Origin of the sequence: Sphaerospermopsis sp. FACHB-1194 (genome assembly GCF_014696235.1) — a bacterium.
Lineage (GTDB): Bacteria > Cyanobacteriota > Cyanobacteriia > Cyanobacteriales > Nostocaceae > Sphaerospermopsis > Sphaerospermopsis kisseleviana.
In genome coordinates this window covers 1-13,086 of sequence record NZ_JACJPU010000055.1, presented here as the reverse complement: position 1 = coordinate 13,086, position 13,086 = coordinate 1, and the positions used below count along the sequence as shown (strand labels likewise).

Below are 13,086 nucleotides of genomic sequence, written 5' to 3'. Positions count from 1 at the left end.
CTTCTTTTTTCAACCCATCCAAAAAATGATAAATTGAACTCAGAAATCGAGGATCTTCAAAACTTAATTAACTGACTGCTGAAAGGTGATAGCTATTTAACTATAAGCCTCCATCGGTAAACAAGAACAAACAAAATTCCGATCGCCAAAAGCAGCATCTATCCTACCCACACTTGGCCAGAACTTATATTCCTTACTCCAACTAGCAGGATAAGCAGCTTGTTCACGAGAATAATCATGTTTCCACTCACCAACAATCAAACTTTCCGCAGTGTGAGGCGCATTTTTCAACACATTATCTTGCAAATCCATCTTACCAGATTCAATCTCAGAAATCTCCTTTCTAATGGCAATTAACGCCTCACAAAAACGATCCAATTCTTCCTTAGATTCGCTTTCTGTTGGTTCTACCATAATTGTACCAGCCACAGGCCAAGAAACAGTAGGTGCATGAAAACCATAGTCCATTAACCGCTTCGCAACATCATCAATTTCGATGTTGGCTGATTTTTTCACAGCACGTAAATCTAAAATACATTCATGTGCTACAAAACCATTTTTTCCTTGATATAAAACCGGATAAAAAGATTCTAATTTCTTAGCGATGTAATTAGCATTTAAAATCGCAACTTTGGTAGCTTCCGTTAACCCCTCTGCACCCATCATTGCAATGTACATCCAAGAAATTACCAAAATACTCGCACTTCCCCAAGGTGCAGCAGAAACAGCACCAGAGAATTTTGGATTTTGGATTTTGGATTTTGGATTATTTTCCTGTATTTTAATTACAGAATGACCAGGTAAGAACGGTACAAGATGGGAAGCGACACCAATAGGACCCATTCCCGGACCACCACCACCATGAGGAATACAGAAAGTTTTGTGTAAGTTCAAATGACAAACATCAGCACCAATATCACCAGGACGACAAATACCCACCTGAGCATTCATATTAGCCCCGTCCATGTAAACTTGTCCACCATGTTCATGAACTATGGCACAAATTTCTTGAATTGCTTCTTCAAATACTCCATGAGTTGATGGATATGTCACCATTAAAGCTGCTAATTCACTACTATGTTTTTCAGCTTTCGCTTTTAAATCAGCAACATCAATATTACCCTGATCATCACAGGCAATTCCTACAACTTTCATTCCACACATTACCGCACTTGCAGGATTTGTACCATGTGCAGATTGGGGAATTAAACAAACGTTTCTGTGTGCTTCTCCCCGACTTTCATGGTATTCACGAATTACCAAAAGTCCCGCATATTCACCTTGAGAACCTGCATTTGGTTGTAAAGAAATTCCGGCAAAACCTGTAATTTCTGCTAACCATGCTTCTAGTTGTTGAAAGAGAATTTGATAACCTCTGGTTTGGGAAATTGGCGCGAAAGGATGGATTTTACCAAATTCTGCCCAAGTTACAGGTATCATTTCCGAAGTTGCGTTTAACTTCATGGTACAAGAACCCAAAGGAATCATCGAAGTTGTTAATGATAAATCCTTGGTTTCTAATTGATGCAAATAACGTAATAATTCTGTTTCAGAATGATAGCGGTTGAAGATGGGATGAGTTAGGTATTCACTTTCACGAAGTAATGCGTAATTGGTAATTGGTAATTGGTAATTGGTAAGAGAAGTAAGTTCTGTTTCGCTGAAAGGTAAGTTATCTGTACCTGCGAAAATTTGCAATAAATCAATTACATCTGCTTCCGTTGTCGTTTCATCTAAGGAAATTCCCACATCAGAATTATCAAAAATTCGCAAGTTGATATTTCTCGCATCCGCAGCTTCTAAAATTGCCTGTAAACTGGTATTTCCTAACTCAATCCGCAGTGTATCAAAGAAGTTGTCACTAACAATTTTATAACCTAACTTTTGCAAACCTGCGGCTAAAGTTGCTGTTAATTGGTGGATATTTTGGGCAATTCCCCTTAAACCATCGGGTCCATGATACACTCCATACATCCCCGCCATCACTGCCAACAGTACCTGCGCTGTGCAAATATTACTAGTAGCTTTATCTCTGCGAATATGTTGTTCACGGGTTTGTAATGCTAACCGATAGGCAGGTTTACCATGAACATCTTTTGATACACCAACAATGCGCCCTGGAACTAAGCGTTTATACTCTTCCTTAGTAGCAAAATAAGCTGCATGAGGTCCACCGAATCCCATAGGAATACCTAACCTCTGGGTGCTGCCTACTGCTATATCTGCCCCTAATTCACCGGGTGGTGTGAGTAATGTTAAACTGAGAGGATCTGCCGCAATTGTCACCAATGCACCCTGAGCATGGGACTGTTCTATAAAGTTGCGATAGTCGTAAATTGTACCATCACTTGCGGGATATTGCAGAATCGCCCCAAAGATAGTTTCAGAAAAATCAAAGGTTTGATGATCACCGATAATGATATTAATGCCTAAAGGTTTAGCGCGAGTCTGCAATACATCAATAGTTTGGGGATGACACGCACTAGAAACAAAAAAGTTATGGGATTTATTTTTGCAGATACCATAACTCATACTCATTGCTTCTGCTGCTGCGGTCGCTTCGTCTAATAAAGAAGCGTTTGCAATTTCTAAACCAGTTAAATCAATAATCATGGTTTGGAAATTTAACAACGCTTCCAAACGTCCTTGAGCGATTTCTGGTTGATAGGGGGTGTAAGCAGTGTACCAACCGGGATTTTCTAAGATGTTGCGTTGAATCACTCCAGGGGTAATACAATCGTGATACCCCATCCCGATGTAAGAACGGTAAACTTGATTCTTTTCAGCGATTTGTTTTAATTTTGCTAATGCTGCATATTCGCTTTGTGCTGCTGGTAATTTTAAATCTTGGTTAAAGCGAATAGATGAGGGTACGGTTTTAGCGATTAAATCATCTAAATTAGATAAACCCAATAAATTCAACATTTGTTGAACGTCATCTGCTTTTGGTCCGATGTGTCTTTTAGCAAACTCGCTTATTTGGTTGTTTTTAGCTGAAACTTGAGGACGTGGGGGATTAGATACCACAAATTATGCTCCAGATGTTAAGGTTTAATATATTGTAATGATTACTTTGACTATTACCAAGTTGCTGGATATTTAGTTAAGGCTGGTAATTGGTAATTGGTAATTGGTAATTGATAATAAAATTACGTTATGCGTTGTTGTCAGATAGTTTTCCTACTTATACCCATAATCTACCGCAGTTTCCCGTATCATTGAGGCGAAATATAGTTAGTTTCAGGTCGTTATCGCTGTATTTTTGACGAATTTGCTGTATTAAACCTTGTAGATCAGGATTAATCAAATATTCTTCCTTATCGGGGTTAATGGCAATAAACCAGTTATGATGATCTACTATTAGCTGTTCTCGAAGACGTTCAAAAATAACACGACACCGTTTAGCTATTTCCTGACGTTTTGCTTGAGAATGATGTATGTCTGATAACTGTGCAGTTTTTGTAGTTGCTGATGAGAGGATGCGACTACGACGAGGATAAGATACCTGTGTCATAAGCAAAAATTTTTAGGAATTTACTTGGGATTTATTTGGTGATTTATTTTAATTATCTCAACAGATGACAAGAAACAGATCCAAAGAACATTTCAACTCTGTCACCTGTCACCTGTCACCTAGTTTACGAACCCTCTACCAAAGCACTATACTCACTAGCTGTCATCCCATCTTCAACTTCCCCAGGATCATTAACACGCACTTTGATAAACCAACCATCACCATAAGGATCATCAACTATTGACTCAGGAGAGTTAATCAAATCTTCATTGCGTTCTACTACTGTACCTGTAACTGGTGATTTCAGGTCTTCTACAGCTTTAACAGATTCAATTGTACCAAATGAGTCTCCCTTGGAGACCGCATCACCAATTTCTGACAGATCCAAAAATACAATATCACCCAGTTGATCTATAGCAAACTCAGTAATACCGATAGTGGCTATTTCCCCATCTAAACGTACATATTCATGAGTATCTTGATAGCGTAAATCATCGGGATATTCAAAAGCCATAACACTTCCTCTTCCACGTTAAAAAAATGGTGTTACCAGAGTAACCCAAACAACATTATTCCTCAAAAATCTCAAAACTTATCAGTTAGTAACACGATTTTTTGAGCGATAAAAAGGACGTTTTACCACGACTGCTGGATAAGCTTTACCGCGTATTTCCACTTCTAACTCCTGTTTAACGGTTGCTAACTGACTGGAAACATAAGCTAAAGCAATGGGATAACCAAGGGTAGGTGATAAAGTACCGCTTGTTACTTCTCCCACTACTTCACCTGAAGATAATACGGTGTAGCCATGACGGGAAATATTTCGCCCTTGGGTTTGTAAACCTACGAGTTTACGATGTACTCCCACGGTTTTTTGTTGTTGTAAAATCTCCCGACCGATAAAATCGCTTTTTGTATCTAAATGAACTAACCACCCTAAACCCGCTTCTAGGGGTGTGGTGTTGTCGTCGATATCTTGTCCATAAAGTGCCATTGCTGCTTCTAAACGCAATGTATCTCTACAACCAAGACCACAGGGAATGACACCAGCATCATAGAGGCTTTGCCACAATTTTATCCCTACTTCGGGGTCTACCATCACTTCAAAGCCATCTTCCCCAGTGTAGCCTGTACGAGCAAGGAAAGCGGGTTGACCAAAAATGGTTGTTTCTAAATGCCCAAAGGCTTTAATTGGGGTTAAGTCGGCTGATACAAAAGATTGTAAAATATTTGTAGCTTTTGGACCTTGAACAGCTATTAAGATTTTATCCCGTGACAGGTCTTGAAATTGGATTGTATCCAGGTCAAGATGTTGTAATAACCATGTTTTGTCTTTTTCTGTTGTGGCAGCATTAACGATAATTACCGCTTTTTCGCTATCTGTATTTTCTCTACCTTGGTAGTAAATAATGATATCATCAATGATTCCGGCTTGCTCATTTAACAACACTGTATATTGGGCTTGACCGGGTTGTAGACGACTTAAATCGGAAGGGACTAATTTTTCTAGTTGGGAAATCAGGTTTTGACCTTGGAGAGTAAATTTACCCATGTGGGAAATATCGAACATTCCAGCAGCATTTCTGACAGCTTGGTGTTCTTGGGTAATACCACTATATTGTACTGGCATTTCCCACCCACCAAAGCTGGTAAAGCGGGCTTTGAGTTCAACACCGATGTGATATAAAGGAGTTTGCGCTAGAAATTGGGTATTATTTTCTGGTTTCGCCACAGGTTTTTTTGGTGTTTTAGTTATTTTAGGTATTTTACCCAGATCCCCGACTTCTTCAAGAAGTCAGGGATCTATCTTCCCTAGTGCGGTTTAATAATTAATAGTGTAATTGTTGAGATTTATTAAACAAAAATTATGAAGCGTGGGCAAATTTGGCAAATACTCGTTAGTGTAGTTTTAGCTGTGGTGTTGTTTGTATCTCCCTTATCCGCACAAGCAGCAAGTTCTTCCAGTATTACCCGTTCCGCAGGGGATGAGGTACAAAGTCAAGATTTTTCAGGACAAAATTTAATCGGTAAAGAATTTACCAACATTAAATTAGAGAATGCTAACTTTAGCAATGCTGACTTACGGGGTGGAGTGTTTAACGGTACTCTGTTAGAAGGTGTAAATTTACATGGTGTAAATTTTGGTCAAGGTATTGCTTATTTAGCCAAGTTCAAAAATGCTGATTTAAGTGATGCAGTATTGACAGATGCGATGATGTTGCGTTCAACTTTTGATAATGTTAATGTCACTGGTGCAGACTTTACCAATGCGGTTTTAGATGGGGTAGAAATGAAAAAACTTTGTGTTAAAGCTAGTGGTGTTAATTCTAAAACTGGTGTAGATACTCGTGAATCTTTAGGATGTAGATAAACTGTCAGGGTTTAGCATTGCTAAACCCCTACTGACTCTTAACTTATTACTTTACTGAAAATCTACTAATTGGAAATTCTTTTCCATTTCTAATCTTTGTTCTGCATTACGTAAAAAATACCCATCAATCATTGCTGAACCTAAAAGTTTTCCTAATTCATCTCGGCTAGTGGTAATCATAGTATTATATCTGTCATGAGGCAAATTACCTAACATAGCAACAATAGATTTTTGAATCAATTCTAATACTTCTGGTGAGTTAGGTTTAGATAGTTGGGATACTGCTTCTGGGTTTAAAGATTGTATGTATTGCCAAAACTGATCATTATTTTCTTGTGGTGCGAAATACTCAGGCTGAGAATGGGAAAGATTACTCATGGCAGTTACTTTCAACTCGCTTGATTATCAATTTATCAAGATATGTCTGAATTGGTTGTCAAAGAAACCGAACATGAGAAGATGGGTTTATTCTACAGCAGGAAGTAAAAAAATATAACTATTTATAACTAGGGTTGATTGTGAATTATATCATATAATAATTTATGAACACTACTAAAAAATACTCGCAATTTATTCACCATGAATCAAAGCAGTAATATCGGCATTTTGGAAAAGTTTGTCAACACAGTAATGGGAGTAAAACCAGGAAATCAAAAACAGTCTCTCAACACATCAGCAACCACAAAAGAACTAGACATCAAAGCAGTCATCGTTTATAAGCTAGGGACTATTCTGCAAATAGGAACAATGATTCTAGTATTACTAGGAATGGAAAATTTAGTCAATTTACTTGATAGTAATTCTGCCTTTCCTAGTTGGGTTAGCACTGTAGTTACTGCCTTATTTTTCGCTTTATTAAGTATTCGTTCTCGGATTTTTTCACTTTTAGATAATACCCGTTCTCAAACAACTTATGATCAAGTAATTAGACCAAGATGGTCTCCCCCACCTTTAGCATTTCCTATAGTTTGGATGCTGATTGCTGTTTTACGGGTGATTTCTTCTGTGTTAATTTGGCAAGAATTAAATCATCAATTCTTAGTATTACCTTTCATTTTATTTGTGATTCATTTAGCAGTTGGTGATACTTGGAATACAATTTTTACCGTAGAACGCAGATTAGGTGCTGCTGTTCCTGTGGTGATTTTAGGACCTTGGTTATCGGCAATTATTGTCACAGCAATTTATTGGCAAACCGTTCCTTTAGCGGGGATGATTTTATCTTTTTCTTGTGTGTGGTTAACAGTTGCGTCTGCGTTGGTATTTAGGATTTGGCAATTAAATGGATCTGAACCATTGTATCCTTTAAAGTTAGCATCTGTGGAGGATTAGAGAGGTAAATTTAGGATGGGCGATCGCTATTTTTTAGCCTATAGAAAATAAGAGCGATCGCACTAATAAAAACCATTTAACTATAACTCTTCAATTGCCACTAAACCACCTTCTGTAAATTGGATAGACAACTCATAACCATCAAGTAAAGCAGTGCCTAATAATGGCAGTTTTCCTGTAGCTAAAACATTAACTTCTCTTTCCTCGCCATTCCAAATAATAGTAGTTTGATGTACTGGTAAAAGTACACGACTATTATCTGCTAAATTTGCATACATATCATAAACAAAAGGCAAATTCAAAAGATTAACTGCCCTTGGAGGTAAAGAAAGAAACTCTGTAAAACCTGTATCAATCACAAATTCAATAGTAAAATCTGGTTGATCTGGCAATCGAAATATAACATTGACAGTTGCACGTCCATTTTTAATAATACCAGTTATCACCGATAATCACGCTCCATTTCTCCACTAAAGGATGCAGCGACTTTGTAACCAATGCGAATCCCAAAAAGTCGAGCAAATCGGTTTTTATTCCGTAAATAACGCGCTGACTCTATCCCTGTTTTATCAACTGCATATTCACCAGTTTCTATATCAATAATCACCATTTTTCCGATGTTTTCTTCGGTTTCAACTTGTGAACGAATGCTAGTTTCATATAATTCTTTAGCACGTTTGGCAACTTCTTCACTGCTGAGGAGAATGGATTGCATTTTATGTCATCCTTTTTTTGTGATTATATTTATTATACTGGATTTATAATAAATTTTATTCTTCTTCAGCTAAATTGATATATAATAAAAATAAATATTTTTTGATATCTTATCATGACATTACAAGAATTGCAAAAACAAGTATTACAGTTACCAATGAGCGAACGCTGGCAATTGGTACAAACTGTATTAGAATCAATACAACAAGAATCTATCTCAGCATCAAAGAAAGGTAATTTATCTCGACTGCGTGGCATTGCTAAAAGTGCAAATATCTCTAGTGATGAGAATATTAATGGAGATTATGCGACTTATCTAACTGAAAAATACCAATGAAACGAATTTTTATTGCTTTATAATTCAATGCTAAATACATGAGACATTTATGAAAATAGACAAACCTATTGCTATTGATTTATTTGCTGGTGCTGGCGGATTTGGTTTAGGTTTTGCGATGGCAGGTTTTAATATTCCCCTTTCTGTTGAAATTGATGCTTGGGCGTGTGATACTCTCCGTTATAACCACCCTGACATGACAGTAATTCAAGATGATATTCGTAATTTTAATACTTTAAGTAGTGTTAAAGAAATTTGTCTATACAAACCGCATATTATTATTGGTGGTCCTCCATGTCAAGGTTTTAGTGTTGCAGGTCCAGCACGAAAAGATCCAAATGATCCTAGAAATAGTTTATTCATTAACTTTTCTCAGTGGATAAGTTTTCTTCAACCTAAAGCATTTGTGATGGAGAACGTGAAAGGTTTACTCTCACGCAAAAATAGCGAAGGTTTAAAAGTCCTAGATATTATTAAACAAACTTTTGAAGAATTTGGATATTTTGTAGAAGTATGGTTACTTAATTCTGCTGAATATGGTGTACCACAGGTTAGAGAGCGTGTTTTTATTGTTGGAAACAAACTAGGTAAAAAATTAGGTAGTCCTCAACCAACCCATTCTCTAGACTTATTAAAAAACAAGATATGGCAATTATCCCTTGAAGAAATAAATTTACTTCCTGCTATCAGCTTATGGGATGCAATATCAGACTTACCTCCACTTAATGCGAGAGAAGGTAAAGAAGAACAACCTTATATATCAGAATCTCAAAATCAATATCAGCACTGGATCAGACAAGGTAGTAAAATTCTTTATAATCATGTAGCAATGGAACATTCTCAGCGATTAGTAGAACGTTTTAAACAAATAAAATGGGGTGAATCCAGTTCAGATGTTGCTACAGAATATGGTGCTAAACGTCGTAGTGGAAATGGTGACTTATCTAATAAAACTTATGATCAAAACAACAGACGGTTACATCCATACAGGCCAGCATACACAATAGCAGCATCCTTTTATGCAAATTTTATTCATCCTTTCCAGCATCGTAATTTGACCGCTCGTGAGGGTGCGCGTGTCCAATCTTTTCCTGATACTTATCGTTTTTTAGGAAAGAAAACAGTTGTATCTCATAAGTTATTACAAAGGGAAAATAGATTAAATGAAAAGTTCCTTTGCCAGTACAATCAGATAGGTAATGCTGTACCACCCATTCTAGCTAAAGCAATTGCAATTCATCTTCAAGAAAAATTAGAGCTATGTCCACAACTGATAGAAACCCTTTAGTTCATGGTTCAAATCTCGAACAAAAAGAAAATCACCGCAAAAAATATAGAGATGCTGAAAGCAGAAAATTTCTCCAAGAAATTAGAATTGAATATGATAAATGGCATTTAGCTAATGTTGAATTAGTTGGACCAACATCAACACCTAATGAAAATGATAATGCAATTATTTCTCAAAGAGTAGAACTTTTATCAGCATATAAAGATTTTTTAGATCAACAACATTATGCTGAAAAGTTTGACTCTCGCTCCAATCTTCACTCTAGTGTATTGGAGGAATTTCTCTATTATTTATTTCGAGATTTAGCAAAAGATTTTGGAGAAAACGCGCTCATTGGAAAATCCCATACTTTTAAAGATATTTTCTTTGTTCCTCCCAAATATGCAGAAATGTTGAAACGTCCCTATGCACGTATTGAAAAGAAAGATCATGATTTTGTGATTGGTGCAACTATTGAAGCATCATTTGAAGCAGTTACACCACCAGAAGAAGAAAATTCAGGTGAAATGCTGACAATTATTAAAGAAGAACCAGACAACTATTCAGATGTTACAGTTACAGGTAACACAGAAACTCATATTTTTGATATTCCAGTTATTGTTATTGAATGTAAAACTTATCTTGATAAAACTATGTTGGAAGGTTCATCAAGAGCAGCAGAAGATTTAAAAGCTAGGAATCCGAATAGTTTATATATTGTATTAATGGAGTGGATCAAGTTGACGAGTGATGTTAATCTTCGGAAGTACAAGGTTGATCAGATTTATGTATTACGTCAGCAGAAAAACACGGATCGAGAATTTAGGTATGAAGAAACTTATGTTAAAAATCTAATTAATCCAACTGTAGTACAACATTTATTTCATAAGGTACGGAAGCATTTAACAATGGACTGGTCTGGTGGAATTGAATATGGAATAAAGCGAGGTTGGTTAATTGAGGAATAAGCTACGCTAACGTATTTCTTCCACAATTAGCTAACTGAGAGCGATCGAGTTACCTCTACATTAACAAAGAGCGATCGCACGCTGTAATAATTCTGTCATGGTTGAGGAATTTGAATGGCTTTTTACTATTTTAGATTATCTCACTACTAACAAAAATTGACAATTATTGACAGGTGTGCAATTCTAAAGAAAAGACTATGTAATTAATTCAAAGGTGAATCTATGAATGTTCATCTAGGTACTACATTTGATCAGTTTGTTGCTGAACTCGTTGATAGTGGACTATATCAGTCACAAAGCGAGGTCATTCGTGAAGGTCTACGGTTATTAAAAGAACGGGAAGATTTACGGAAGTTGAGAATGGAAGAATTGCGGAAGGAAATACAAATAGGAATAGATCAACTTGATAGGGGTGAAGGTGTAGCTTTTGATGCTGAAAAAATCAAAGCTGAAGGGAGAAAAAGACAAGCTGCAAAACGTATTAGTTAGCAGTATTTAAAATATGGCAAATATTTTTCAATCCCCAGAAGCTCAAAATGACCTCATTGAAATCTGGCTCTATATTCGTCAGGATAATGAAATTGCTGCTGATAGAATTATAGATGCTATTAATGAGAAGTTGATACTTTTGTCAGAATTACCTCAAATGGGGAAACTGTGTGAGGAATTAGCACCATCACTTAGAAGTTTTCCTGTTGGTAAATACCTTTTGTTTTACCGTCCCGTAGTTGATGGAATTGAACTTGTAAGGGTAATTCATGGTGCAAGAGATATTCAAAATTTGTTTGAATAAGTCATTTATATTTTTTTGTCAGTTATGTGATAGCTAGGGTAAGCTATGCTAACGCATTACCCCTACATTAACAAAGAGCGATCGCACAACTTAACCTTAAATTTTATTAAGTTTTAAAAATTTCTACCTCCCTATATAGGGAGGTTTTCAATTGAGTCAGTCTTGCTGACTGAAGACCTCGGTAGAGGTACTTTTTTGATACTTATGATAATCTATTTGTGGTATGCTTCACTCTAGGGTCGTCACTTACTGTCAATTTACAAGCAAGGAGGGGATCACCATAGAATCTACAATACATATTATATTCTTCACATAGTTATTTTGTCAATATTATTATAAATCATGATCAATCAACCTAGTCTTATTCGTCCTAACCTTCCAAAACCGAAACTAGATAATCTTGATTTTTTCCAAAAAGCTTTTTCAAATGCACGAATAGGAAAATATTTTGAATGTGTATCCTCGTCAAAGAAAACAACTGATCAAGATATTAAAAATGCTATACGACTTTATGAAATTAACATGATATATTGTGAGTCTTTATATCCAAGCTTGCATACTTTAGAAATAGCTCTACGTAATTATATAGATATCAATTTAATCAACAAATATAACTTAAACTGGTTTATTTGTGATACGGATTCTTTTGATAATGCTATCTATAAAATAGAAAATAAGTATAATCTAAATATAATCCTACCCAACATCGAGAAAAATCATACAACAATTTTATTAAAACATGAAGAAGAAAAAATAATTTCTGCGATAGAAGATACAATAAAAACTAGCAATGAAAAATCAAATAAACAATATAGAGAGAATCAAGATTTTATAATTACAGTCAATAGAGATAAAATTATTACAAATTTGAGCTTAGGTTTCTGGACAACACTTTTAACACAGAATAAGAGAGAAGATAATAATTACTTCAACAAAATTTTTATTCCTTGTATTAAAAGTATATTTCCTTATGCCAAGAATAATGAGCGTACCTGTTCAACTGTAGTACCTCTATTAACGGGTATCAAAGATTTAAGAAACCGTGTATTTCACCATGAACCCATTTGGAATTATGATAATCTTAAACAAAGATATGATAATATTTATAAAGTTATTAACTGGATTGATCCTAATCTTGAAATTTGGTTAAGACAAGATTCTAAAATTGATCGTTTTCCTGAGATTTATCAAAGTCTTTCAGAGGAAGTTCAACTACTCACACAGAAAAATAAAACAACGAAAATTCAATATGAAGATCGAAGTTATGCTTCTTAGTATGTTTAGTTTATTTATTAAAAAACCAGACTAAAACTTGATTGATTAGTTTTTATTTTAATTTAATGAAACACTACTAAGTTAAGTCATTGCAGGTAATCCAACGCGTGCATATCCAACAGTTTTTATATCTTGGTATAGCTCATAACCCAAGTAACTGAAGTAAGCTTCAGGTTTGCATATTAAATATGGTTGAAAACCGTATTGATTTGCAATTCCTAACTGCAAATCTCCACCAATACTTGGATACTTATCATCTCCAATATGGGCTTTAATCCCACATTCCGCACCCTGATCTGGCACATAGAGAAATTACGGAAATAAGAAAGGAAACTGAGCCTAAAAAATCACATATTAGCGAAAAAATACATTGTTGAAAAAGAAAAACACCAAAAATGCCATCAAAACCCATTCTCAATAAGGAGCAATAAGAATGAATACTACCAAGAGGAGTCAATAGATAAATAAAAGAAGATATTTAAGATAGAGATTATAAATTAGACTAATAAGTTGAA

The 13,086-nt window shown here is 35.5% G+C and carries 16 protein-coding genes; 8 read left to right on the top strand and 8 right to left on the bottom strand.

Annotated elements, in window-relative coordinates:
- Positions 1-96: 96 nt before the first annotated feature.
- The 4 genes from gcvP to gcvT all read right to left on the bottom strand — a co-directional run bounded on the left by gcvP (position 97) and on the right by gcvT (position 5,246).
- Positions 97-3,027, bottom strand: a complete 2,931-nt coding sequence (gene gcvP, locus H6F45_RS22770) for an aminomethyl-transferring glycine dehydrogenase (protein WP_190348458.1) — start codon at positions 3,025-3,027, stop codon at positions 97-99.
- A gap of 157 nt (positions 3,028-3,184) precedes the next feature.
- A complete protein-coding gene (locus H6F45_RS22765; protein WP_190348457.1) occupies positions 3,185-3,514 on the bottom strand; it encodes a hypothetical protein in 330 nt (109 codons plus the stop codon).
- Between the two features lie 124 nt (positions 3,515-3,638).
- A complete protein-coding gene (gene gcvH, locus H6F45_RS22760; RefSeq protein ID WP_096571134.1) occupies positions 3,639-4,028 on the bottom strand; it encodes a glycine cleavage system protein GcvH in 390 nt (129 codons plus the stop codon).
- An 81-nt stretch (positions 4,029-4,109) separates the two neighbouring features.
- A complete protein-coding gene (gene gcvT / locus H6F45_RS22755; RefSeq protein WP_190348456.1) occupies positions 4,110-5,246 on the bottom strand; it encodes a glycine cleavage system aminomethyltransferase GcvT in 1,137 nt (378 codons plus the stop codon).
- Between the two features lie 135 nt (positions 5,247-5,381).
- On the opposite strand from gcvT, the gene H6F45_RS22750 reads away from it, so the two are divergent.
- Complete coding sequence (locus H6F45_RS22750; RefSeq protein WP_096571131.1) at positions 5,382-5,885, top strand: pentapeptide repeat-containing protein; 504 nt, start codon at positions 5,382-5,384, stop codon at positions 5,883-5,885.
- 51 nt (positions 5,886-5,936) lie between these two features.
- Here the strand turns inward: H6F45_RS22750 and H6F45_RS22745 are convergent, their stop codons facing one another.
- Positions 5,937-6,263 (bottom strand): DUF760 domain-containing protein, encoded by a 327-nt coding sequence (locus tag H6F45_RS22745; RefSeq protein ID WP_096571129.1) that lies wholly within the window; start codon positions 6,261-6,263, stop codon positions 5,937-5,939.
- Between the two features lie 201 nt (positions 6,264-6,464).
- On the opposite strand from H6F45_RS22745, the gene H6F45_RS22740 reads away from it, so the two are divergent.
- Positions 6,465-7,217 carry a TspO/MBR family protein gene (locus H6F45_RS22740; protein WP_190348455.1) on the top strand — a complete coding sequence of 251 codons (753 nt, stop codon included), beginning with the start codon at positions 6,465-6,467 and terminating at the stop codon, positions 7,215-7,217.
- 80 nt (positions 7,218-7,297) lie between these two features.
- Here H6F45_RS22740 and H6F45_RS22735 read toward each other — a convergent pair whose 3' ends face one another.
- Positions 7,298-7,663 carry a clan AA aspartic protease gene (locus tag H6F45_RS22735; protein WP_190348454.1) on the bottom strand — a complete coding sequence of 122 codons (366 nt, stop codon included), beginning with the start codon at positions 7,661-7,663 and terminating at the stop codon, positions 7,298-7,300.
- Positions 7,660-7,932, bottom strand: coding sequence for a hypothetical protein (locus H6F45_RS22730; RefSeq protein ID WP_190348453.1), 273 nt, complete (start codon positions 7,930-7,932; stop codon positions 7,660-7,662). The genes H6F45_RS22735 and H6F45_RS22730 overlap by 4 nt, the downstream gene beginning before the upstream one ends.
- Before the next feature lie 114 nt (positions 7,933-8,046).
- Here H6F45_RS22730 and H6F45_RS22725 point away from each other — a divergent pair, with 114 nt between their 5' ends.
- The 6 genes from H6F45_RS22725 (at position 8,047) to H6F45_RS22700 (ending at position 12,571) form a co-directional block, all read left to right on the top strand.
- Positions 8,047-8,268, top strand: coding sequence for a hypothetical protein (locus H6F45_RS22725; protein ID WP_096571123.1), 222 nt, complete (start codon positions 8,047-8,049; stop codon positions 8,266-8,268).
- A 49-nt stretch (positions 8,269-8,317) separates the two neighbouring features.
- Positions 8,318-9,556, top strand: a complete 1,239-nt coding sequence (locus tag H6F45_RS22720) for a DNA cytosine methyltransferase (protein WP_096571121.1) — start codon at positions 8,318-8,320, stop codon at positions 9,554-9,556.
- Entirely contained in the window at positions 9,529-10,503 is a 975-nt protein-coding gene (locus tag H6F45_RS22715) for a Bpu10I family restriction endonuclease (protein ID WP_190348452.1), read from the top strand. Before H6F45_RS22720 ends, H6F45_RS22715 begins: the two co-directional genes overlap by 28 nt.
- A 222-nt stretch (positions 10,504-10,725) precedes the next feature.
- Positions 10,726-10,992, top strand: a complete 267-nt coding sequence (locus H6F45_RS22710) for a type II toxin-antitoxin system ParD family antitoxin (protein WP_096571117.1) — start codon at positions 10,726-10,728, stop codon at positions 10,990-10,992.
- A 13-nt stretch (positions 10,993-11,005) separates the two neighbouring features.
- A complete protein-coding gene (locus H6F45_RS22705) occupies positions 11,006-11,296 on the top strand; it encodes a type II toxin-antitoxin system RelE/ParE family toxin (RefSeq protein ID WP_190348451.1) in 291 nt (96 codons plus the stop codon).
- Between the two features lie 342 nt (positions 11,297-11,638).
- The gene (locus H6F45_RS22700; RefSeq protein ID WP_190348450.1) at positions 11,639-12,571 is read left to right on the top strand and encodes an Abi family protein; all 933 of its coding nucleotides are present in this window, start codon (positions 11,639-11,641) and stop codon (positions 12,569-12,571) included.
- Between the two features lie 81 nt (positions 12,572-12,652).
- On the opposite strand, the gene H6F45_RS22695 is transcribed toward H6F45_RS22700, so the two are convergent.
- Positions 12,653-12,874 (bottom strand): hypothetical protein, encoded by a 222-nt coding sequence (locus H6F45_RS22695; RefSeq protein WP_190348449.1) that lies wholly within the window; start codon positions 12,872-12,874, stop codon positions 12,653-12,655.
- Positions 12,875-13,086 lie beyond the last annotated feature (212 nt).